The 25,632-nt window shown below is 35.1% G+C and carries 19 protein-coding genes and 1 pseudogene; all 20 read right to left on the bottom strand.

The window, feature by feature from the left end; translation table 11 throughout:
• Window position 1: 1 nt before the first annotated feature.
• On the bottom strand, window positions 2-1,339 hold the full coding sequence (gtfB, locus tag O3616_RS07795) for an accessory Sec system glycosylation chaperone GtfB (protein WP_049488412.1): 1,338 nt from the start codon (window positions 1,337-1,339) through the stop codon (window positions 2-4).
• Window positions 1,332-2,843, bottom strand: a complete 1,512-nt coding sequence (gene gtfA, locus O3616_RS07790; RefSeq protein ID WP_371638561.1) for an accessory Sec system glycosyltransferase GtfA — start codon at window positions 2,841-2,843, stop codon at window positions 1,332-1,334. Before gtfA ends, gtfB begins: the two co-directional genes overlap by 8 nt.
• Window positions 2,844-2,854: 11 nt before the next feature.
• Entirely contained in the window at window positions 2,855-5,227 is a 2,373-nt protein-coding gene (secA2, locus tag O3616_RS07785) for an accessory Sec system translocase SecA2 (protein ID WP_371638560.1), read from the bottom strand.
• Window positions 5,220-5,660: an accessory Sec system protein Asp3 gene (asp3, locus tag O3616_RS07780; RefSeq protein ID WP_004260817.1), complete on the bottom strand. Its 441-nt coding sequence runs from the start codon at window positions 5,658-5,660 to the stop codon at window positions 5,220-5,222. The genes secA2 and asp3 overlap by 8 nt, the downstream gene beginning before the upstream one ends.
• Window positions 5,657-7,192: an accessory Sec system protein Asp2 gene (gene asp2, locus O3616_RS07775; RefSeq protein ID WP_371638559.1), complete on the bottom strand. Its 1,536-nt coding sequence runs from the start codon at window positions 7,190-7,192 to the stop codon at window positions 5,657-5,659. The genes asp3 and asp2 overlap by 4 nt, the downstream gene beginning before the upstream one ends.
• The gene (gene asp1, locus O3616_RS07770; RefSeq protein ID WP_371638558.1) at window positions 7,176-8,756 is read right to left on the bottom strand and encodes an accessory Sec system protein Asp1; all 1,581 of its coding nucleotides are present in this window, start codon (window positions 8,754-8,756) and stop codon (window positions 7,176-7,178) included. Before asp1 ends, asp2 begins: the two co-directional genes overlap by 17 nt.
• Before the next feature lie 9 nt (window positions 8,757-8,765).
• Window positions 8,766-9,983 (bottom strand): accessory Sec system protein translocase subunit SecY2, encoded by a 1,218-nt coding sequence (gene secY2, locus O3616_RS07765; RefSeq protein WP_371638557.1) that lies wholly within the window; start codon window positions 9,981-9,983, stop codon window positions 8,766-8,768.
• Between the two features lie 363 nt (window positions 9,984-10,346).
• Window positions 10,347-12,113: a glycosyltransferase family 2 protein gene (locus O3616_RS07760; protein WP_371638556.1), complete on the bottom strand. Its 1,767-nt coding sequence runs from the start codon at window positions 12,111-12,113 to the stop codon at window positions 10,347-10,349.
• A 49-nt stretch (window positions 12,114-12,162) separates the two neighbouring features.
• Window positions 12,163-13,062, bottom strand: coding sequence for a glycosyltransferase family 2 protein (locus O3616_RS07755; RefSeq protein ID WP_371638555.1), 900 nt, complete (start codon window positions 13,060-13,062; stop codon window positions 12,163-12,165).
• An 18-nt stretch (window positions 13,063-13,080) separates the two neighbouring features.
• Complete coding sequence (locus O3616_RS07750) at window positions 13,081-13,965, bottom strand: glycosyltransferase family 2 protein (protein WP_371638554.1); 885 nt, start codon at window positions 13,963-13,965, stop codon at window positions 13,081-13,083.
• A gap of 3 nt (window positions 13,966-13,968) precedes the next feature.
• Window positions 13,969-14,877 (bottom strand): glycosyltransferase family 2 protein, encoded by a 909-nt coding sequence (locus O3616_RS07745; protein WP_371638553.1) that lies wholly within the window; start codon window positions 14,875-14,877, stop codon window positions 13,969-13,971.
• A gap of 14 nt (window positions 14,878-14,891) precedes the next feature.
• Window positions 14,892-16,955, bottom strand: coding sequence for an SP_1767 family glycosyltransferase (locus O3616_RS07740; protein ID WP_070481831.1), 2,064 nt, complete (start codon window positions 16,953-16,955; stop codon window positions 14,892-14,894).
• 27 nt (window positions 16,956-16,982) lie between these two features.
• Window positions 16,983-17,849 carry an SP_1767 family glycosyltransferase gene (locus O3616_RS07735; protein ID WP_151381916.1) on the bottom strand — a complete coding sequence of 289 codons (867 nt, stop codon included), beginning with the start codon at window positions 17,847-17,849 and terminating at the stop codon, window positions 16,983-16,985.
• Window positions 17,850-18,218: 369 nt separating this feature from the next.
• Window positions 18,219-19,220 (bottom strand): annotated as a pseudogene (locus tag O3616_RS07730) (sugar transferase); the annotation flags it as partial.
• 99 nt (window positions 19,221-19,319) lie between these two features.
• A complete protein-coding gene (locus O3616_RS07725) occupies window positions 19,320-20,195 on the bottom strand; it encodes a glycosyltransferase family 2 protein (RefSeq protein WP_371638587.1) in 876 nt (291 codons plus the stop codon).
• Window positions 20,196-20,199: 4 nt separating this feature from the next.
• The gene (locus O3616_RS07720; protein WP_049488434.1) at window positions 20,200-21,084 is read right to left on the bottom strand and encodes a glycosyltransferase family 2 protein; all 885 of its coding nucleotides are present in this window, start codon (window positions 21,082-21,084) and stop codon (window positions 20,200-20,202) included.
• Between the two features lie 11 nt (window positions 21,085-21,095).
• On the bottom strand, window positions 21,096-22,304 hold the full coding sequence (locus O3616_RS07715; RefSeq protein ID WP_061590258.1) for a glycosyltransferase: 1,209 nt from the start codon (window positions 22,302-22,304) through the stop codon (window positions 21,096-21,098).
• Window positions 22,305-22,313: 9 nt separating this feature from the next.
• Window positions 22,314-23,192 carry an acyltransferase gene (locus tag O3616_RS07710; RefSeq protein WP_070479818.1) on the bottom strand — a complete coding sequence of 293 codons (879 nt, stop codon included), beginning with the start codon at window positions 23,190-23,192 and terminating at the stop codon, window positions 22,314-22,316.
• The gene (locus O3616_RS07705; protein ID WP_371638551.1) at window positions 23,189-25,273 is read right to left on the bottom strand and encodes a glycosyltransferase; all 2,085 of its coding nucleotides are present in this window, start codon (window positions 25,271-25,273) and stop codon (window positions 23,189-23,191) included. Before O3616_RS07705 ends, O3616_RS07710 begins: the two co-directional genes overlap by 4 nt.
• Before the next feature lie 155 nt (window positions 25,274-25,428).
• A partial coding sequence (locus O3616_RS07700) for an LPXTG cell wall anchor domain-containing protein (protein ID WP_371638549.1) occupies window positions 25,429-25,632 on the bottom strand: 204 nt, incomplete at its 5' end.

Below are 25,632 nucleotides of genomic sequence, written 5' to 3'. Positions count from 1 at the left end.
GTTAGCCTCCTAAAACGGTTTGCATGGTTTCCTTATATCGCACCAAGTCAACATAGTTGGCATGTTGGCCTTGTTTGCCAAGTGCCTGACGCATTTGTTCAACATCTGAAAGGGCCAGTTTAATGGTCTCAACCAAAGCAGAAACTTCACTACTTTCAAATAGATGATCAGGAGCGATATAGAGTCTATTGTGCACTGTCTGATTAAATCCAAGAATCAAGAGATTGTGCTCAAAGGCCTGACGCACCGCCTGCAACAACTCATTGCTGTGGTTTATATCCAAGTAAATATCCGACAGTTGATAGAGCTCCTGAATCTTCTGTGGACTAGCGTTCTGATAAAGGACCACATTAGGATAGCGAAGCATGTCTAAGAGCTTAGAAGACATCTCTGTCACCGCTGCGATACGGAAAGTAACATCAGGCAAGGCTTCTACGATTGCTTCTACTTGCTCAATCTGATCTGAATTAGTCAAGATTAAGGCATCTCGTCTTAGGAAATTATCGCGTTTAAACTGGTAATGGTAACCCAAGTGCACAAACTGATCATGGTATTTCTCATCAGTCAACTCTAAAGCGCGCTCATAAGTCGCCTTGTTGGGAATAATGATTTTCTTAGTACGCACATCATCATTTTCCAAAATCAACTGCATATTGCCTGGAATAGCATCATAAAGAGGTTCCTGCCAAACCAGGATATCTGAGCCAGATTTATCTGGATGATGGAAGGAAACCAAGAAAGAAGTCGCTAGAGTATTAAAGATAAGCTGACTTGTATCTATTTCCAAATCTTGCAAAAAGAAGGTGATAAATTCAACCTTAGTTGCAAAGTAACGCATGGACTGACCAGGTAAGGTCAATAATATATCACCCGTCACATGGTTTTCAAGTAAAACTTCCTGACCATTGACATCTTGGTAAACCGTCATCACCGGCTCACTATCTGCGCTAAAGGTTGTTGTAGCAAAGCAAGCTCCGAAGCGATTGTAATGGTCAACCTGACGGACTCGACCTTCCAGGTCTTTCCAATCTACCTGTTTTACCAAGCGAGCCTGCATTCCATCAGCATAATGAATAAGAGCTCTCTCCTGCGTCATATCTTCAATACGAGCAGACTGATTATTGCCTGAAATTTCCCAAAAAGCTGGAACAGGGACTTGGTTGAAATAGAGAGGTTTTCCCTTTTCATAGCCTAGATAATAGGTAAAAGGAGAAACCAGACCATCAGGCAGAAAACCATCTGCATCGATGACCACTCCAAGTTGAGAAAGACCAGTAGCGACTAGACTTTCATGTAAATCTCGACTTTCCTGACTATAACGATCATAAAGTTCAATCATGGAGCACCTCCTCTACTGTTTTCTTCCACTTTTCTAAAATTTCTTCGGTTAAGAAGCCTTCTGCAATCTGGTAAGAATGAGCACGCATAGCCTCCAAACGATGTTCTTGATACAATTGACAAATCTTAGTCGCATAAGCTTTCTTGATCTGGTCTTCCACATGGTCAGATGAACTTGGAATCAAATAACCATTTTTCCCATCCTCTATAAAAGTCTTATTGCCATAAGGCACATCAAAACCAATTAGAGGAAGGCCTGAACCAATAGCTTCCATCAAGGTCAAACCAAAGCCTTCGCTGGTTGAAGCTGTCAAGTAGACCTCATACTGGCTATAAATCTGCGAAAGTTCCGCATGCCCCTTGAGTTGAATATAGTCCTCTGCCTTATGACTAGCAATAATTTCTCTAAGAAGAGAATCTTCTCCGCCGCTACCATAAATATCAAAGGTTAATTCAGGAATTTCCTTACGAGCTTCAATAACTGCCTTGACCAACCAATCAATGTGTTTTTCTTTGGCAAGACGTGAAGCAGTAATCAATGAAAAAGGCTTACGTCCTTGACTTGACTCGGTCAAGGAATCAATACTTCCTACAGGAATGGTAATAACCTTTGGTTGGTGCTGGGTGTATTTGGCAAATTGCTCTTGCAACACTTCCTTTTGTCTATCAGTTGATACGATAAAGAAGTCAACCTTATCTGCATTGGTAAACTGATAGTCGTAGTAATTATTCCAAAGGATATAGTCATCGTCTGTAGCACTTTCACTATAATGCTCCGCATGAACAACTACCGCTAGATGTGCTGTCTGTGCTTCCTCAAACACAACCTGTCCAATACCTGTCTCTCTATCCAGAATGACCAAATCAGACTTGTTCAAATTCAAGGATTTCATAAAAGCACGCATGAAAGCTGGTTTCCCATAGAAAATCTTATCCTTAAAACGATAAATTTCTTCCTTCCCTTGATTCATCAAGATATCATAGGCTGGAGTCCCATCTTCATTGTAAAAAGTTCGTTGGTATAGGACCGCAACATTGTCCTTGGGAGCAAAATATTCGCTACAATAACGCGTATAAGAAAAGTAATCCTTTCGAATCAAATTTCCTTTAAAAACATACTCTACATACTGGACCAAGTCCTTGTCCTCATCAACCAAATAACAGGTAACAAACTTATCTTGGTCAGAAAAGAAGACACGCAAAACCTTGCCATTCTTTTCTCTACGACTTTCAACACCGTCAAACTTAGACAAAACATCCTCAACCGTCACGCTAGTCGGTGCAAGCTTGATATCTGTAAAGTAATTATAAAGCCAGATAACTTGCTCATCATCAAAACCAATATTGGCTGTTAAGTGCTGAATGTTATCCGCTAAAATCATATCTGTAAAGATAAACTTAGAGGACAGATTTAATTTCCGAAAAACACCAGCACGGTATGCTTGGGCGTATTCAACACCGCTACTAGCCCATCCAATTCCTAAATTTATATTGTAAATTGTCATATTTTCTCCTCTTATGGAAAATGAGTCACGATTTCACCTTTTGGAGTGACCTCAACCAGCCCCATCAGGAGATTCCGTACCATATCAGCTCGAATTTGCTCTTTCATCGTTTCAAAACCTGCATAGGCTTCTTGATAGTATTCTACAATTGGATTTTTCTGTGCAGCAGATTGGCCACCGATAGCCATAGATAATTGTTGTAGATAGTCTACTTGCTCCACCCAGTTGTCATCAATAGCCTTGAGCATGGAGAGTCGTAAAAACTGTTCATACAAGTCGTGTTTCTCCAGTAATTCCTTCTTTTCAGAGAGTTCTCTATTCACAACTTGTTGAATAAAGTTGCGGACTTGTTTCTGATTAGATAGGTCTAGATTATCTGGAATCTCCTTTACATGGAAACTGATATTGGTAACAATAAAGTGAAACAGTAATTCACGACTGGCATAGTGTTCAGCCGCTACCGCTTCTGTATATCTCTCGATGATATCCAAAACTACATCTTCTAAGTCACGAGAACCATCTATTAGACGATTGCGTTCCTTGTAAATCATATCCCGTTGAATATTCATACTTTCAGCATATTCTAGAGTCTGACGGCGTGCCGAACGTCCAGCACTATCACTGGCATGCTGAGCCCTTTCGACCAGGTTACGATACTTACGACCTTTGAGAATTTCTGGTTGCGTCATATCTTGAACTTGATAATCTTTATACTTCTTATGAACCCAAGATGGAGCAAATTTCTTGATAACATCATCTTCCAGTGATACAAAAAACTTACTCATACCTGGATCTCCTTGACGACCAGAGCGGCCACGGATTTGAAGGTCGATCCGCTGACTTTCCATCCGCTCTGTTCCAATGACAATCAAGCCACCAAGTTCAGCGACTCCCTTACCAAGTTTGATATCGGTACCGCGTCCTGCCATAGATGTTGCAACTGTTACGGCCCCCATCTGGCCTGATTCTGCGATAATTTGGGCCTCACGCGCAGCATTATTAGCATTGAGGACATTATGAGCTATTCCCTCACGAAGCAAGAGCGATGAATAAAGCTGAGACATTTCAACTGATCCAACAAAAACCAGTAAGGGATTCCCCTTAGCATGATACTCTTTGATGTATTCCAAAGACGCATAAACTTTCTCTGGTAAAGTCACATAGAGATTATCGGGATAATCAATTCGTTGCTTAGGACGATTGGTTGGAATCCGAATAACGGCCATATTATAAGTCTCAAGAAATTCTTTTTCTGCTACCTTTCCTGTCCCCGTCATCCCAGATACTTTTTTAAACATCTTAAAGAGACTCTGATAGGTGATGGAAGCCATGGCTCTCGTTTCAGGAGACAACTTCACATGTTCTTTGGCTTCAATGGCCTGATGAAGACCTCCCTGTAGTTTGGTCATTTCCATTAAACGGCCAGTCCCCTTATCCACCAATACCATCTCATTTCCACGAATGATATAGTCCTTGTCTTTAGTATAAAGTTTATGGGCTCGAATCGCATAAACTAAATGACGAGCAAAGGACGCATGTTCTTCCTTATATAAGTTGTCAATTCCTAGGAAACTTTCAGCAGACTTGGCCCCCTTAGTAGTAAGCCAGACCTCCTCCTTCTCCTCTTTGAAAATATAATCTTCTCCCTCGACCAGCGTTGTCACCAGTGTATCAATGATCCCATAGTAATTAGACTGAACACGGGGAGAACCCGCAATAATCAAAGGAGTTTGTGCACTATCAAGCAAGATATCATCAATTTCATCAATGATGACATAGTTAAAAGGTCGCAAAAACTTACCTTCTTCATTCGAAGCCAGATTATCATTTAGGTAATCAAAACCTAAATTACTATTGGTTGTGTAAATGATATCCAAAGCATAAATAAGCTTCTTTTCTTTAGCTTTCATTTCCTTCTTTGAATCCCCTGTAAATGGCACCCCAATTGTCAAGCCTAAGAAACGATAAACTTGGCCCATTTCCTCTGCATCACGTTTTGATAAATACTCATTTGGCGTAACAACCATCACACCTTCTCCTGAAAGAGCGTTCAAATAGACCGGCATGGTGGCTGTTAGGGTTTTCCCTTCACCAGTGTTCATCTCAGCAACATTTCCGTAGTGCATGATAATAGCTCCCATGACCTGAACATCATAGGGGAACATCCCTAAAATCCGTTTGTCCGCTTCACGCACCACAGCAAAAGCTTCTACTAAAAGGTCATCTAGACTTTCTCCTTTGGAAAGACGCTGACGAAACTCCACTGTTTTAGCGACTAATTCTTGATCCGAAAGAGAGGACATCTTGTCTTTTAAGCTATTAATCCTCTTTAAAATCTTTTTCACTTTCCTAAGCTGGAAATCTTGACCTAAACGTCTAAACACTTCTGATCTCCTTGATAGAAAAATGATAAAAAGTTATGGATTCAAAACCAGCACTTAAAAGAGAAACTTGATAAGTATAACTATCTTCTGGATAAGTAAATATGAAATCTTTCACTTTTTCTACCTTTTCTTCTAAAATATCACCATAGCGGTCAAAAAAAGTTATCTTGGTATAAACTCCATTTTCAGGCTGACAATCAAAAACTAGTGATAGTTGATACTCCTGATTTCTTTTTAGTAAGGGAAGCTGGGGCTGAGTCCGTGCAGCCTGGTAATTGACACTAGAAAACCAAGTCTTGAGAATTTCACCAGATGGCAATAGAGGATTATACAGACGGACACTTTTGTCAGGGTAATAAGATACAGTTGACCCGTACATATAAGTCCCGCCAACTTCTCCCCAATGAATAGACTGTCTCTGTGTAATAATCATTCTTTCTCCCTTCCAAAATCACTTGCTAGTACCATTCGATAAAAGTGAAGAAACCAAGCAATATTGGTATCTGTATCATCATTGTGTCGTCCAGCAGTTCCTTTAGATAAAATCTTGGCACCTGTATTACATAAATAAGTAACTAGATTCTCATAAGCCTGAGGATCCATTTCTTCATCTTTCATATAGGACAAACCAAAGGTTGTCTTTGAAAAATTTGCTTGTTTAAATATTTTCCAAAAACGCTGATCCAACTCCGTCATATCTTGCGAACTTCTCCCACCTGTATGGTGAATTAAACAATCAAAAGCCAAGTTAGAGACACCCGGTGCGTCCAAACGTCCACGGCTAGCTATGGTTCCTAAATTAGCCAAGGGCTTACCGACTATGATGGCATGAGGTTCAAAAGAAGCACCATAATAGAGAGCCGGAAACGTTCCCATAGAAAGACCTGATAAAATCAAATCCTTTCGATCAAAGCCTAAATAATCAAGATAGTGAGCAATCGTCTCTTTGACCTTTCCCTCTAGCTCATCTGTTCCTAGATAAAAAGCTCCCCCTTCTAAACGTGGATCAGAAAATAAAATGAAGGGACATCCTAGGGTTTTCATCATAAAGTAGCCCTCGAATCCTTCTGCAGGTCGATAACCTGAAAAATAGACAGCTAAAGGAGGCTTAAAATCACCTGGATGGAAGAAATAGTTTATTTCATCACGTTTGGAATCATGTAAGATATTCCCACCAAGCACAAACTTACCAAATTGTTTTCGACTCCAACGTTGGTGAAGATTACCTAGTTTGATAGTTCCACGACCTCTTGCTTCAACAGATAAAAATATCAAAAAATTAGTATCTATACTATCTATAACGATAGCTTTTTCCAAATCTGCTTCAGTATAAACTTCTTCTTCAAAAAAATGGTCTATATTCCCTTCAATTATCTTTCGGACTATAAACCTAAACTCACAATTCCCCTGTTTTTCATACTCTAGCCATAATTCTATAGGCAAATTTTTATAAACCATAAAATTATGAGACCAACAGGCCAATTGATGAAAGTTCGTTCCAAAATCACCTTCTATCATTACATGCTCCAATCCTTGATAAGATATAGAGCCTTCAAAAGAAGAATGAATTTGAATATTTGACGGAAATAATTTATCCCCATATCCCCCACTAAAAAGAGAAGTGGATAGGTCCTGCAATAAAGCCTGCGGATCCGAAAAATCTACGGGCTGTGCACATTGTTTTTTTAATATATCTAAAAGAAGGGGATCTGTCGTCTTAAAATCCTGATTATAAAAAAGACCATGAGGTTCGAAAAAATTGGTAAACTCAAGGACATCTGTTAAAGAGTTCCCATCTTCAATCAAAACAGCTTGAAAACAACTGATAGTATCTATCTCGATCATCTTGCGCAATGCCTTAGAAGACCGAGGGCAAACAAAATACCAGTCCATATTTTCTGGGATTTCATATTGATGAGACCAGTTATCAAGTCCTATTTGTAAAATTTTAAGACCTTTTGACATGTCGAGCCCCCTCTATCCATTTCTCTAATTTTTCAAGAAATTGTTGTCCTGTGTGCTCCTTAATCTTATCAATCGAATAAATCAAGGACTCATTCCACTCTTTCAACCTATCTGTGTAATAATGTGCAGCCTTAGAAAATTCTGTCACATCTGTCAGCAAATAACCATTTTTTAAATGTTCAACATAGACGGTTTCAACTAGATTGATTTGAGGAATTCCTGCACTAATACCAGCTATCTGTGTGTAGAGATGAGGCTGTCTATTTAAATCCACAATCAAACGGACAAATTCTAGTGTTTTTATCAAATCTAACTCATCATTCAAATTGACAAACTGTATGCGTAAGTCCTGGTGTTGATTTTCTTCCAGAGGATTTTCTGCATCACCATAATCAAGTGCCTTTCCCAGACTTTCGAATTGAATGTTTTCTTGGATGAAAGACTCAACAATCCTTTCAACCTCATTCATTTGCTCCTGACTAGCAGCAAAGGCTCCAAAAATCACCTCAGTATCTTTATTTTCAGCGACAAAGGCCAAGACTTGAAGTAGAGCTTGATTATCAATTCCCTGCTCAAAATCCAGTTGATAATATATGATGGATTCTTTCTTAGTTTGACTTCTCCCCAATCGTAATCGGGTGTCAAATGATGATAAATGATAAAATTGATGCATTCGTTCAGGATACAACTCCTGCAACAATCGTAAACTATCCTCTCTATCCACCAAAATCAAATCTGATTTTTCAAAAGTTGAATCTAAATCTCTAAAGGTGTCTTGAGGATTACGTCCAATGAAAAGACTCAACAGTTTAGGATTGGCACTAGGTAAACGGTCTAATACTAGCTGGTCATGGTGAGGATGAGAAGGAAGCATAAAAATATCCTGATCCTTCACATATTTTTGCAGATAATTCTCAAAAAATTCTGTCACCAAATCTCCCATGTCTTGATAGATGAGCGCTTTAAAGCGATAACCAAAAATTGGATTGACTTCTACCCGTCCGCCTTCTTTTAAACGCTCTCTAAATTGCCACACTCCCTTGGGATTCAAATATTCTTGATAGGCCGCTTGCCCATCTTCAAAAAAGATAACGCTCGATACAAATCCACGATCATCCATGATATAGTGCATATGTATTTGACCATTCGGTTCAAAATACTGTATATCACTGATGAAACCTTCAACCCCATGTTCAACCTTAGCAAATTTCTTCCCATTTTTTTGAACGATAATCGTAAAGGGACTATAAATAAATTCACAGTCATCATCCCACTCAATATCTCGAATGCTTAAAACTTGGGTATGGGGATTATGAAAATCTTGCATAACATCAAAAACGGAATAAGTATCCGTTTCTAACACCCCATGTCTATGTAAAAAATAACGTAGATGAGGCTGGTAAGCTAATACTAATAGTCGAGAATCTATATCTTGCCTTTGCAGGAGTCGAATCTGATGAAAGGTATCATCAAACTCTAGACGAAAATGAGAAAAGTACCATGGAGTGATAGTTGCATGCCATGTTCTTTCTGAACCATACCAAGCTGGAATAAAATAATACATAAAAGTCTCCTAAATCAAGGGTTTATAGGTTTCATTTAACCTTAAAGCCTTGAACTCGTCTCTAATCGTAAAAATCATGCCCCCAAACATCAAGAACAAGCCTGGAATCATTGCCAATCGTAATAACTTTTCATCATACAAAACAAAAAGCATGGGACCACCTGCCATAATCACATTAAAGAGACCACCTATGACTGAGAAACGAAGGACCAATCGATTAATAAATCGACTAGTGTCCTCGCCTGGATAAATTCCATAAATGTATTCTCCAGATTTTTTCATGCGATCTGCAATCTCTTCACCATTCATTGTCACAAATGCAAAAATGATACTAAATAAAAATAAGACCGAAATATAAACATAGACCCACAAAGGTTTTCCAATCATAAATTCCTTAGATAATCTCGTCAGTCCTGAAGCGTCGGGGAAAAGAAAGCCTAATAAGATGAATAGATAAGTTGGTACACTAAGAAAACTCATCACATACATATAAGGCATCCCACCTGCAGGATTCAACATGATTTCGAGATAAGAATAGCGTTTAAAACGATTGTGAAGTCCTATCTTATTGACTGGCACTAGATAACGCGCACGATACATAATGGAAAGCAAGTAAGAAAATATAATGGACATAAAAATAAGCAAGACAACAATCCCTGTTGGGATATGAACCAGTTTAAAAGTTTCAATAACATCCTGGGGAATATTGATGATAATACTAGATAAGAGAATGACAATGGATCCCCCTACCCCCATACTGGCATTCAAATCTGACAACCACACCAGAAAAAAGGTCCCCGCTATTAGTAATAAGGTATTTATAAGTATAACCAAGACCGAAGAATAGGATGCTTGTATCGGTAAACTTAGAGAAATTGCCAAAGATTGAATAACAGCAATCAGCAAGGTCAGATACATTTTTCGACGATCTTGAATTTCAATCGCTGTAGAATTCAAGCCTAACTTTTTCGAAAAAGAAAACATCTGCCATAAAATCATCGCGGACATCCAAGGTGATAATCCTATAGAAAAAAGCGATAAACTTCTTAGGTTCCCACCTGTAAGGGCGGCTGAGAAGGCTAGATAGGCTGTTGAACCTCCTAAAAAATCTTTACTATTTAGGTCAACAAAAGGTAATGTTAGTCTGCTTCCTACAATATAAATAAGAATAAAAAAAATCGTCATAAATCCTTTTTTTAATACAACAGACGAAAAAAAGTTTTTCAAAACTTATCCTCTCAATCTCCTAATTCTTTGTTTTTGTAAAATTCATTTTATATTCTGATACTTTTAAAAATACTATTTAATGTTTTTATCTTGTTTATTTCAGTATTAAAAAATAACAGTTTATGATAATCAAAAAAGCCATGCATCTTTTACATAGAAAATGTTCTCAAATCGATGAAGAACTCTGTTCTAATAGCATATATAAAGAATATATTTTTAAAGAAATACTATTGCTATTATAACAAAAAAAGCAGAAAAAATCTGCTTATAAATCCCCTAGGCTACTATTAAAAGAATACTACGTTAGTGAATAAAATAGATTATTTTTTTATTCACTATTAGCTCATTGAACACCCTTGATTTTTAATTATTATCTATAAGGTCTAATATTTCTGTATATCTCCTAAAAATTTCTGTATCCTGTAATCCTTCTTCTTTAGCCTGTTCATATCTCCATCTCAAACACCCTAAAACATTATCCTTTTCCTCCGCATAATTCCAGCCCTTTATAGTATAAATTGCTAATCTTTCTAACAAGCATTCTAAAACATCGGTTAACAGCTTTTCATTTATACTACTTCCAATACTCTCTATCCCTTCCCTATGATAGTAAATTTCTTTGTGAATATATGTAACAAGATTTGATTGAAAAAATAATTTATAATTTGTCCAAGAATCTTCTATTGATTTTCCTTTAGGAAATCTAATATGATTAAACAATTCCTTCTTAAACAAAATTCCCCAACTAGTTATATATACATATCCATTTAGTTCTAATGATGGTAGACTCAATACCAGCTCTTCACCAGTATATGTTTTCTCATAATAATCATCCCATATATGCACATGATAGTGTCTATCTTTCTCACTATAGATAGTATAATGTGACACTACAGTATCTGAATGTGTCCGAATTGAAGTCTGATATAGGTCTTCCACATAAGTGAGGGAAAGCCAATCATCTGAGTCAACAAAAGATAAATACTCTCCCTTTGCTCTAGCTATTCCAAAATTTCTCGCATCAGAAGCTCCACCATTTTCCTTTTTAATATATCGGAAACGGCTGTCTCTAGAAACATATTCCTGACAAATCTTACACGAGTCATCTGTCGAACCATCATCTATCAATAGAACTTCTATATTTGAATAAGTTTGATTTTCAATACTATCTAAACACATTCGAAGATACTTTTCAACATTATAAATAGGGACGATAATACTAATTAAATCATTTTTATTTTCTAGCAAAAAGGGATATTCCGTTCGTTCTGCTAATTCCAATTTTTCACGTACTTGCTCTGCTTCATCTAAAAATTGATGTGCTTCCAACTGTCCTAACATTCTCTGTAAGACATAGTCATACATGTTAAAGGAATGTTGAATATTGATCCCTGCTAAATCCTTTGTTGCTCTTATCCGTTCTTCAATCGCGTCAATATAATCTAAATGTTTGAGAGAAAAAACGCTAGATAATCCTGAAGGATTCATTCGATAAACATAAGACGCATTGTTAAAAACATGAATGTTGTCAGCTCTCATATAGAGTTTCCAAATTAAAAATTGGTCCTCAGCATATTTTCCATATGGAAAACGGAGCTCATCGAACAAACCTCGTTTAAACAGCTTTCCCCATGCAGTAGAAAAAGTCAAAAAAGGAACATCCAGCATAGAATCTAATACTTGAATCGCTTGCGCTGATGTGAAAGAAATTAAGGATTCACTCTTAAAATGATCATTATAAAAATAGAAATCAGAGCCATCAAAGCGACAATAACCTCCAATTAGTATATCAGAATCACTTAGACGACTCGCTTGATATAATTTTTCTAGGTAGTTTTCAAAAAGAAAATCATCTGCATCTAGAAAGGTGATATAAGCTCCCTTTGCCCTATCTAGTCCATAGTTTCGAGCATCAGATAAGCCTCCATTTACCTTTTCAAAATATCGGAAACGGCTGTCACGTTCTGCGTAATCTTGACAGATGGTTGCTGAATTATCTATAGAGCCATCATTGACCATTAAAACTTCAAAATCCTTAAAGGTTTGTGACAGTACACTATCCAAACACGATTTCAGATAATTCTCTGCATTATAGATGGGTACAATGATTGATATTGTTTCTGTTTTCAATATATTTCTCACTTTCCTTACTATTTCTATATAAAACTATAAAGACTGTCTAGGTACTCTTACCTCTATTTTTTAAATCTAGTAGCCATAATTGCTGCTCTATTTTTTTAAAGGTGATCGTATCAGACATATCCCATACTGTTCCCATATTATACTTCATCCACTGTAATAACCCAATGTGATGCTTTCTAGCTTCCGTCAAATCAATTCCTGCCAAAGCAAGGGTAAGTAAACGACCTTCTGAAACTTCTAAACTTTGACAAATAGGTTCCTCCCCTGGTGCTTTAGAAGCACTATCTCCACGGTCACGATAACAATATGGGGCTTTATGAAGATAGATAATACGTTCAGAAATCAAAAATAATTTATACATTAAATCAAAATCTTCTGCCCAAGATATATCTTCGGAAAAACAAAGGCGGTCAAACAGAGATTTTTTAAATAATTTACTCCAAGAGCTCCCCCAAGCTATATCTGTACCAAAGGTTGAAAACATATAGTTAAAAAAGGAATCATTGGGTTGAAATACAAGAGGTTCATTTGTTTCAGCGACATGAAATAAAAACATTGCATCCTCTTCACGAAACGTGTAATAATTTGTAACCACGATATCCGCCTCTTGCTCTTTTATTGTTTTGTATAAAATCTCTAAATAATTTGGTTCAATCCAATCATCCGAATCAATAAATGTAATGTACTCCCCCCTCGAATGTTTGATTCCAAAATTACGAGCTGAAGAAACTCCACCGTTTTCTTTTTCAAAATAACGGATTCTGTCATCTTTTTCCACATACTCTTGACAAATCTGAGTTGAAGCATCAGTAGAGCCATCATTTATTAAAAGCAATTCAAAATAAGGAAAAGATTGTTCTATTATACTATCTAAGCATTTTCTGAGATAGGATTCCACATTATAAATAGGAATAATGATGCTGATTGTTTCTAACATTACACTTCCTTTGCTTCCTTAACTCTTGTTAGAAGAGATAAGTTGTAAATTTTCCTTAATATGACGATATGTTTCTGTATCTTCCATGCCCCATACCATTCTCATATTGTATTCAGTAATTTCTAAAAATGTTCTATAGCGATCAAAATGCTTCGTCACATCATATCCCATAATAGCTAAAAGAGCTAAGCGCTCTGCTACATGATTTAACTGCGCTGTAACAAGTGGATATATTTTGCTCTTTGATATTCCAGAGTCATTTTCTCTATAAATATAAGTATCTTTATGAACATATACAATCTTATCTACTTGAGTATACATTTTATAGATTAATGCAACATCCTCACCTATCACACCTTTGGGAAAGCGTAAAAATGAAAATACACTTTTCTTATATAAGCTACCCCAGATGGTCGAAAAAGATAAATCATTTCTTTCAAGAAATGATAAATCATCAATCAATTCTTCTGAAGTATAAGTTTTTTCATAATATTCTCCAAATGTATGAAGATAGAAAGTCGCAGTGGAGGTTTGATAATTAGCATAGTTTGCGATGGAGATATCTGCATCATTGTTTACTAATGCATCATAAAGAATAGTCAGATGTGATGCGTCTAAAAAATCATCTGAATCAACAAAGGTAAGATATTCTCCTTGCGCCTGTTCAATTCCATAATTTCGAGCATCCGAAAGACCTCCATTTTCTTTTTCAAAATAACGAATACGTGTATCTTTTTCAGCGTATTCTTGACAAATTAGACCTGAACTATCTGTTGAACCATCATTTACAAGAATAACTTCATAATTGCTAAAGGTCTGCTCTAGAATGCTATCTAAGCATTGTTTGAGATACTCTTCGACATTGTAAACCGGCACGATAACACTGATTAATTGATTTTCCATCACTCACTCTCTTTTATTTTCTAAAAATAGGTAGTCCCCATTCTCAGCATGTTCCAATTTTTCGCGCACCATTGCTTCTTCTTGGACAAATTCTGTTCCCTCTAACATGGATAAATTTCTCTTTAAAGCAAATTTATACTGATTAAAGGCTAATTCCATCGGATATTCTAGCTCAGGCATCTCTAGCAAGGTTTCAATACGTTCTTCAATCGCATCTATAAAATCTAAATGAGATAAGTTGTAGTTCTGAGTCAGTCCTTTAAAATTGATTCTGTAGGCATAAATATCTGAATCATACCGAGTCATCTTTTCACTTGCTAGATAGAGTTTCCACATAATGAACTGGTCTTCTGCATATTTCCCCTTAGGAAAGCGAATTTCATCAAATAAATGCTTTTTGAATAATTTCCCCCAAACTGCAGAATAGCGAAGGAGGGTATAATCCTCCATGCTATCCATACCTTGTATAGCATCTCTCGCACTGAGCGGAAACAGTAGTTCGTCTTCTTTTGGTTTTGGATAAAAATAAAACATACCTTCTTCAAAACGACAAAATGATCCTACGACAATATCTGCTTCAGTTAGTTGACTTGCATAATACAGATTTTCAATACTCTTCTCAAACATAAAGTCATCTGGATCACAGAAAAAGATATAATCACCCGTCGCAATATCTAATCCTGCATTTCGAGCATCCGACTGTCCACCATTTTCCTTATCAAGAAAGATAAAACGAGAGTCATCTTCTGTCAATTTCTTTGCAATAGTGATACTATCATCAAGACTACCATCGTTGACAATGATAACCTCTATATTCGTATATGTCTGTAGCAAAATATTTTTAATACAATGTTCAATGTATTCCTCTACATTATACACAGGAATAATAACCGAAATCAATGGAACATCCATATATTTATACCTCTCTACTTAGTCAAATCTGCAACAATTTGATTGTTATAATTTTCATCCTCTATAAATTCAATCCCTTGGTCAAAATTAAATTCTGCTGTATGCTTATGTTTTAACTGTACCTTTGTCTCTGCTCCCATTTGCATCCACTCATATTCAGAATCAATATGGCCAAAGTCTAAGGCACGATACCCTAATCTAGATAACCGATAAGCCAATATTTTGGCTGTTGGACCAAGCATCAGTAAAATTAGTCGTCCCGCCGCGTGATTTAAAACGGTTTGTTGAATAACATCCACCTTTGAAAAAGCATGGTGGGAAGGACAAATAATGCGTTTTATAGAGCGAACATTGTTAAATAAATCATTACCAACTCCTGCTCGTGTAGTCGCTCCCTCTACAATAAGTATATCCTCATCTGCAAATAAGGCCTTGATTTTTTCAAATTGGGTAGTAGCTTGACTCTTATCTTTGTTATCAATATAAAATCTTGAAATCCAGGTTGACCCATATTTCTTAGCCTGACAAATCTCTTTGAAAAACCTTCCATGATAATCTAACTCATTTTTCCAAAAATTTTCTGAATCTTTATTTTGGAGAAAATTTCCCTTAAAAATTTCAAAAATTTCTGGTAAACACACAAGTACATTATCTTCCTTATCTGCATTTATCAAAATTTCTCTCATTTCTTGAGCTAATTCTTCGCTATACTCCTGATATGCAATACTATTTCCGTTTATCAGACTAAACTCACCATCTCCAAATCGAACCAAAGATTTATCTGTTGCTATAAGCTCATCCAAGGTCTCATCTATAGACATGACTGTAATATCAAACAATTCTTCCTGTTCAAAAGCCTGATTAAATCTCTCTGCCCCAATTTCAGAAAATAAGCGTATCGCATCCTCCAGCTTTTCAATTTCTTTTCTCAGAAATAAATACTGAGGCACCTTTCCCTTATGCGTAGCATAGAATGAAAAAATAGGTTTATTCAGCTCTTCCATGCTTCTTAAAATGGTTTCATCTACGTCCCCATAATTAATATTCAAATAAGCATCTATACCCTTAAATAGTTCCTCCAAGGTAGCTGTGGTGCACTCTGGGTGCAGATAAATATTATCAAACTGTCCCAATGAATTTAAATATGGACCTACAGCAGTATAAGCTGCTATATGAAAGCGATGTTCTGGAAATGTTGTTGCTAAATGTTCAATGCCTTCAAAGCTCTCTGTTGTTGTAAAAGTAAAGAAATCGAGACCTTGTTTCTTATCCTTTACAAAACTAAAATCATCAAGATGATGGGCTAGCAACTGTTGAAAATCAAGATGATAGAAATCCCACCATTTTTCACGAAATCTATAGGAGACAGAACTATTCCACGGCTTTCTATTCGTTGTATAATGAATAACAAGCGGATTATATTCTAGATTAAAATGTTCCTGCCAATTATTATAAAAAGCAACCAAATCATACCCTACTTGAACATTGTAACGCTTAGCTAATTCTAAACAATTATCTTGAAATAACTGATTAAAAATCGACTGAGAATTCTTAAAATCTTCTAACTCTAATTGTTCATTTTTCTTATTTGAACAAATCTCTAGACATTGTTCCGAAATGCTTAATTCTCTCCATTTAGCAATATCTATAAGCAAAACACCAGTATTATAACCTCCATCTATATCTCTTACAGCAGCAACTGGAAACCCACTTAAATCTATTGAAAAAATAGACTTTAAATCACCATTTATGACAGTATCACTATCGATATAGAGAACCTTCTCTCTATCCACTAAATCTGCTATAAAATATTTGACATAAGCAATTAGACTGCTATGGTTTGAAATTCCTAATTTACAAGATATTTTTTCCGTATCAAACGGAATACTGTAGACAGCTCCTCCTAAAATTTTTGCGACACGTCTAACTTTTCTAAACCAGTCTGTCATAATTCCTTGATTAATAATATAAAAATCAACGGATTTATTATGATACATGATAGATTTCATGGTCACAGTCAATTGTTCTGTGTAAGCTTGATCAGCAATCAAAACGATTGCAATTCTATCTGATGTCATTTCTCCTCCGAAATTCCATGATTAATACTATTCTGCACTCAAGTCTACAACAACTTGACTCAAATATGCTTCATCATCTGCTAATTCTATTTCTGTATCTAGATTAAATTCTGCAGTATGTTTATTGTGTAATAAAACCTTATTTTCAGCTCCCATCTGCATCCACTCATACTCAGAATCGACATGTCCGATATCAATGGCCTGCATACCCTTGATAGCAAGTTGATAGGCTAAAACCTTAGCTGTAGGACCAAGCATTAACAAAACCAAACGTCCATCAGCATGGTTTATTATTGCTTCCATTATCTCATTTTTCTTATCATAAGCATGGCGAGATGGGCAAATAATTCGCTTGATACTCTTGGCGCCATCAAATAAATCATTTCCTACCCCAGATCTAGAAGTATATCCTTCTACGATAAGGATATCTCTTCCTTCCCATAGTTTTTTCAACTTTTCAAACTGAGATTTTGCTTTTGATTTATCTAAAAAATCAATATAAGGTCTGGAAATAAAAGTTGAGCCGTACCAAGTATTTTTACAATAATCTAGATAAAATTCCTCATAATCCTCTAGATATTGTCTCCAAAAAGCTAGAGCATCTGGAACAAAAGAGAAACGATTTTTCAATCCTTCTTGTAAACCAATAATTAATGTAGGACTACTTTCTTGATTAAAAATAAATTTCAATTCTTCTGCAAGTTTAGGGTCATATTTCTGATAATTAATAGATTGACCTAGCATGATTGCAGCCTCGCCATCACCAAATCGAGCGATTGAAGATTGATGCTCCAGAATATAATCAAGCGTTTCATCTATGGTCTGCACCTCAAAATCAAATGGCTTCTTGGGCAATTGTTTTGTTTCAGTATAATTCCTTATTGCAGCTACCATAGCATCAACATTTTTTATAGAAAATAGATATTGCCCTCTTTCTCCATTTTGTGTTTTATAGAAGGCAAAACTAGGAATATTTTTTTCTAATAGGCGATTAAACACGCCATCTACTTCCCCACCATAGTTAATATCCAAATATAGATCAGTCTTGTCTAATAGTTCCTCAATCTTTTCTGAATCTGAGGCCGGATATAGATAGACATTTTCTTTCTCAGCTAAATCAGTTAAACGTGGTCCCATCACAGTTCTAGCAGCAATGCTAAAATCACACTCAGGAAGCTGTTCTACTAGATATTCAATTTGTTCCAAATCTTGACTATTTGTAACTGTCAATAGTTGGATACCTCGTGATTGTTGATTGTGGCTAATTCCTAATTCAAAAACTGCTTGCAATAAAAATTGTTTTGCAAAAAAACCTTGACTTAGTAAAAAGGAAAAATAACGCACTCTACTACACATTTGAAGATAGGCTTCTTCTGATAGTTGTTCCACCAAATGGCTTGCTTCCTCTAAGTTATCAACTACAAAGCCTAATCCTTGCTCTACTATAAAGTCCGAGTTAGACAAGGTAGCAGGAATAATGACAGGGATACCTGCCGCTAAATAAGTACTCAATTTATAAGAAACATTCATACTGTAGTAATCTACATTTTGTTCTTCATTTTGATATGTAGTCCAAACAAGTCCAAATCCGCCCTTCGATAACTCTAAAAGCATTTCTTCATCCGTCTTCCAACCCGCAATATAAACTTGATTCGATAAAGGAAAGGGTTCTTCATTTGTAAATACTGTTAGCGGAATTGTACCTTCCCAAGTTTTTAATTCTGGGAAACGACTTAAATTTCCTGCAAAATAAATTTCTTTTTTAAATATAGGTTCATGTAAGTCCAAATCATGAGGATGATCCCACATTCTTTGAAAAATGATTTTTTTAACATTCAATCCTTGTTGAAGTAGTTTATCTTTCATAGCTTCTGATGGTAAGATGATGCTATCTGCCATGTTGTAAAGATTGATATAATCCTGCATCAGAAATTCATTTGCTTTAAACATCAGAGGAATCACATCATGAACAAATACTATGATTTTCACATTGAGAAGTTTCAACTTACTTAAAAATTCTCTTTCAAACTCTAGACCATTCCAAGTAGGTGTTTGAAAAACCACTACATCTCCCATTGAAACACTTGCTAGAATCCCGTCTAATCTTCTACTTCTCTCTTCTACAGTTTCAGCTGATGCATGGTAAAAATAAATCCCTAACTCTCTAAATCCTAGTTGACTAGCTATCTTTTGAACAGCATTTTGAGCAATGGTTGCTGTACTTTCTCGAGCCATCCCATACAGATTGGTAATATGTAGCTTCATTTCTCTCCACTTTCTATCATATCTTTTTTCCTAGTTCGTGATTTCAAACAATCCTCTCAACATCTACAAAAACTTTTTCTTGACCTACAGACTAATATATTATCCTTCTAATAGAAATAGTACCTCTTGCAACCATCTTGCAGTTTTAGTAAATTCCAATTCCTCGAATTTTATCTTGTCAACTAAATAGCGAAGATACACAATACAGTCATCTACATACGAACTAACTTCTAACTTTCTAGCAGTTAGAAATGCAATAAAATTCAATCGTTGTTGAATATCACTCCTAATTTTTTCTAATTCAAAATGTTTGTATTCATCACTACTAGTTCGATAAATGTAATTATCTTTGTTTACATATACAATTTTATCAGAAATTAGATATAATTTATACCAAAATTCCATATCTTCTCCTAAAGTTGTTTCTTCATTGAAACGAATAGTTTCCACTCTTACACTCTTAACCAATTTCCCCCAGGTAGAGCTATAAGAATGATCAAAAGAAGACAATGCTTGCAAATTATCAATCAATTCTTGACCTGTAAATGTCTTTTTATCATATCCTCTTTGAAAAATATGAAAGTAGAAACAATTATCTTTTATATTGAATTTTTTATATGTCGAGACAGCTATATCTGCTCCTTCTTCTAAAAGAGTCGTATATAAAACTTCTAAATAATCAGAATCTACCCAATCATCCGAATCAATAAAAGTAATATACTCTCCTTTAGAATGCTCAATTCCCAGATTTCTTGCAGAGGACACCCCACCATTTTCCTTTTCAAAATAACGAAAACGAGAATCTTTAGAAACATATTCTCTGCAAATATCCGCTGAATGATCAGGTGAACCATCATTGATTAATAAACACTCGAAATTTTGATATGTTTGAGCAACAATACTATCCAAGCATTGTCTCAAATAATTTTCTACATTGTAAATTGGAATTACAATGCTGATTAATTCATTTTCCAACATTTTATGATTCGCTTTTCTCCTCTAGTAAAAACATAACCTCATGAAGCCACCTTATTGTTTCAGATGTATCATATTCAGGCGACTCCTTTAGTCTCGCAACTTGACTTGTAATTAAAGATAAACAAGTTTTTACATATTTTGATACATTTACACCTCTAACTGCAAGAAATGCGATAAAATTCAATCGCTGTTGAATATCACTACGAATTTTTTCTAACCCAAAATGTCTGTCAACATTATCTAAACGATATATATAGCTATCTCTATTAACGAACACAACTTTGTTAGAAATAAGATATAATTTTAGCCAAAATTCCATATCTTCACCAAGGGTTGTCATTTCGTTAAAAGCGATCTTATCTAACAGACATTTGCGAACTAATTTGCCACATACATAACGATAGGAATAATCAAATGTATCTAAATCTATAAATTCATCAATTAATTCTTGATTTGTAAATACTCTTTTTTCATATCCCCTCTGAAAAGAATGAATATACCAGCAATTATCCGCCATATGAAACCTTTTATAAGTAGATACTGATATGTCTGCATTCTCATCTATAAGCGCATTGTAAAGGACTTCTAAATAGTCAGAATCCACCCAATCATCTGCATCAATAAAAGTAATGTACGTCCCCCCCGAACATTCAATACCTAAATTTCTAGCTGATGATACTCCACCATTTTCTTTCTCAAAATATTTGAACCGAGAATCCTTCTCAAGATACTCTCTACAAATATCAGCAGAATTATCTGGAGAACCGTCATTGATTAATAAACACTCAAAATTTTGATAAGTCTGATTCTGAATACTATCTAAACACTGTCTCAAATAATTTTCAACATTATAAATTGGAACTATGATACTAATTAATTCATTCATAAGCAATTCAACTATTCTCCTAAGAATTGTCTAATAGACTCTACCATTTTCTCCGGCTCTGCCGAAGAAAATATATGACTTCGATTATTCGCATCATGGCTAGTATTTTCAAATGCAAATATTGGTTTTGATAACTGTTTAACCACTGAAAGAATGTTATCTATTTCCTGATAATGATTAATATCTAAATAAAAATCTAACTTACTCAGAATTTCTTGAGATTGATATGAAGTATAATTAGGATAAAGTGATACGTTCTTAAAAACTTCTAAATTAAATACTCTCGATCCAAAATAACTATGAGCAAAAATATGAAAATGGACATTTGGAAGTTTTTCTACAAGATATTCTATATGTTCCAACTCTTGCGTATCTGTAAAGATAGCTGTATGAAATAAACTAACTGTTGCGATGTCACTAAACGATGTCGGTTTTGTATCCTTTTCTGATAAAATAGTTTGCCAATCTAAACCATTGTAAAACCACCATAATTCTCGATATCTTGTTTTTATCGAATGATTCCATGGTTTATGTTTTCCTTCAAAATGGATAATAGCCGGCTCATATGACACATCCCATTTCTGTAAAAACCAATCTGGTCTTTTTTCATAAAAAATTTCTGCATCTAGCCCAACCATAAAATCAAAATAGGGAGTTAACTCTTTCCATTTATCTTTAAATAATAAATTTAAAACCCCTTGATCTCCATATACTTCTTGGTGTTTTTCATGAGTTAAATCTAGCAATTGCTGACAAATATTTTCTGACACCCATTTGTCAACATTAACAACCATCATTCCTGCATTAAAAGAATTTACATCCCATGAGTCCCGAACAGCGAGAATATAGTTTCCATCAAAAGATATTTCAAATAACTTATCCAAGCTTTTGTGAACGATCATATCACAATCTAAGTATAAAGCCCTACTTTCTTCCACAATTTCAGGAATAAAATAGCGAAAATAGGTCATATATCTAATATGCTTATTAGGAGTAGAAAAGTGTTTTACTTTTTCTGCATCAATCCTTATATTTAAAATTTCACAGTTTATTTTCCCCAATTTCTTTTCCATGAGACAGAACCACTCTTTGGGAATATCTTCGTTAAAAATGTAAAATTTCAAATCCTTATTATGATAACAAATAGATTTAATAGTCGTTTCCAACTTGTCACGATAATTATTATCTGCTCCTAAAACGATCGCTTTTTTTATATCCATAGCTCCAAATTATCCTCTTTCTTTTACAATAAGATTCCCATCATTATAAACCACACTATTAGCCGGAATATCTTTACGCACTAAGCATCCTGCACCTATAATGGTATTATCCCCAATAGTCACTCCTTTTAAAATCGTGACATTACTTCCTATCCAACAATCTCTTCCAACTCTAACTGGTGCTGTAGTCCACTGCCATTTTTCGATTTTCTCAGCTGTGTAGATATGATCATGGTCGTAAAAACGAACTCCCTCTCCCATCATAGTTCCAGAACCGATTTCAATTCTTTCCATACAGTTGAAACTACAAGAGTTATTAATAAAGACACCATCATGCAGTATTAACTTCCCTGAAGAAACATGGAAATTCTCAAAATTTCTACAAATGACATTGCTTCCCACAATTAGACTAGCTTTACTATCAATTTGAAATACATTCCAATTTCCATCTTGGATGATATTTTCTTGATGATTGGTACATACTCTGACTTCATTCAGATACTCTCTCACTCTAGAAACCAATTTATCTGGTGTACTTGATAGAAAAACTTCCTGCCCCTGATTTCCATGGACTGTATTATCAAAAGCAAAGGCAGGTTTCTCAACCTGCAAAAATCTCGATACAATAGCATTCACTTCTTGAAAATGATTGATATCTAGTAAGAAATCACACATATTCACTAGAAAGTCAATTTGCTGATCAGTTGTAACTGTCACGAGACGGACATTGTATTTTGACTCCAGTACTCCTATCTTTTCAGAAAAGTGTACAGGAGCTGCAATATGAAAACAAATATCTGGTAAGTTTTCTAAAATATATTCTAATTGTTCAATCTGATCACTTACAGTTAAAATTAGTGCATCGCCTCGCACAGTATTTTTCCTCATCTATTTAACTCTCTTATTCTATCTATCATTTCTGAAACTTGATCAATCTGATATATCTCTTGATTCGCTTCATACGATTTTGTATTTTCAAAGGCTAAAATTGGTTTATTTTGGGAAATAAATTGCTCTAATATCTCTACTTCCTTCTCACCATAGTTGATATCTAAAAGTACTTGACTCGTCTCTACCAATTCTCTATCCAATTCCTCTAAAGATACTGTTCCAGAATAGACAGTGACATTTGGATACACAACAAATCTAGAAAGATTCTCACTAACGATTACCCTTGCTGCAATCTTAAATTGCACTTCTGGTAAAGCCACTATTAGTGTTTCCAACTGCTCAATTTGATCTGAAGCTGTATAAATCAAACAAGAAAACGGAAATTTAATAGGATAAATATGCAATTTTTTAAGAGAATGTAAATGATGATTTTTTCCTAACTCTGTCCATTCCATATCATGGTAATACCACCAAACATCACGATAGGTTTGTCCAGCATGTACCTGCCAAGGCTTTCTCTCTGATAAATAATGGATGATCCCTGGATATTCTTGACCATTTGGAAAACGATAGTTTGCGAAACGTTCATGAATGACAATATGATTATTATCAAAATCTAGTTCTAGCCATTTATTTTCAAAAAGCATATTTAAAATACTTTGATCAGCCTGATCCACTTTATCATGCCATTCATTGGTTAAATCAATCAACTTTTGAGTTATATTCTCTTGCTTCCAAAGAGCATTATTAATCAAGAGAACACCTGCATTAAAGATTTCTCGACCAAAATAGGCTCTGCCTCCAAAATCTCGAATAGCAGCCAAAGGATAGTCCTGTAAATCTGTAGCAAATAAGTCATCTAGATTTTTTGTTACTACTAAATCGCAGTCTAAATAAAGAGCCTTGTCCTCTTTCACGAAATCAGCCACAAAATAGCGCAGAAAAACAGTGTAACTGATATCTGTTTTGTAACGTGAAATTTGCTCAGAAGTTACCCGACAATTGATAATTTCTGAATCAAACTTTTCCAAGCGCTTATTTAATTGTTTCAACCATTCATTAGGAAAATCACTATTAATCAGATAAAACCGAATCGAACGATTATGATAACAAATGGACTTAATAGTCGTCATGACCTGCTCGACATAGGCATAATTTGCTGCGAGGACAATGGCTTTCTTTTCCTTTTGCTCCTGTATTGATAACTGATTCAAAAGAGTTCTTTTCATTTCAAACTCTTTATACGTTGCTGTGTCAGATAAACCACTAGCCTGACCGTTCGCGAGACTGACTTCCAACATCTGACGATAAACTGTTAAGTGCTTCTCAAGTGGATAACCCATATTAGCTAGTAGTGTAATACGCTCAGACATAGCATCAACCAAGGCATGCATCCACTTTTCTGTCCAAGTTTTTGTAATACTTCCACTTCTCTGACGATATGCGTACAAACCTTTGTTTAAATAAACTACTTTATTTACAGATAAGTACATTTTTTGATTAAAATAACCATCTTCGCCGAGTTTTCCTTTATCAAACCGGAGATAATCAAACAATTTCGCTTTATAGAGTTTGCCCCAAGCAGATATCAAAGCAAAACTCTTCATTTCTTGAGATTCATATAAGTTTTCAAAAATAGAAATATTGTCATATACTTTCTCATAGTAGGAATCCCCATATATATGGAAATAATATGTTTCCTCATCTTCATTGTAAGAATAATAATTTCCAACCGCAATATCAGCCTGATACTCTACTATTTTTTTATATAGAGTTTCTATATAATCTTGTTCTATCCAATCATCAGAATCAATGAAAGTTACATAGGAACCAGTCATCTTGTCCAGACCTACATTTCTTGCATCTGATAAACCACCATTCTCTTTTTCAATATAGACAATTCGATTATCTTTTTGTGCATACTCTTGACAAATTTCACCCGAATTATCTGTAGAACCATCATTGATTACAATTATCTCAATATTTTTATATGTTTGATTAATTAAACTATCCAAACATTTTTCTAGGTAATTTTCAACATTATAAACTGGTACAATTACCGTAATTTTTTCAGTCATGTAATCGTTCTCCTTTCTTACTATTATAACATTTTTTATGCTATTTTTCTGTCTCCCTTAACCTTTAAAACGCAAAAAATCCCCTGGATGATTTTTCATCCAAGGGATTCTTCATAAATCGAAATAATAATACTTTCTATGTATTTTTAATCCGATTACTCTTCATCATCACGTTTACGGCGTTTTGCAAACAAACCTAAACCAGTCACAGCTGCCAAAGCTCCAAGGAGTACAGATGATTTGGAAGCTTCTGTACCTGTATTTGGCAATTCTTTTTGAGATTTACCTGTTGATTCAGAAGTATTTCCAACTTGTGAGTTCGAATGGTTTGCTGAATTTGAAGCGCTTGTTGAGGCTGA

Source organism: Streptococcus sp. 27098_8_86 (genome assembly GCF_041432595.1).
Lineage (GTDB): Bacteria > Bacillota > Bacilli > Lactobacillales > Streptococcaceae > Streptococcus > Streptococcus pneumoniae_F.
Note: the sequence above shows the minus strand (reverse complement) of the source record. Positions and strands in the feature narration are given on the sequence as shown.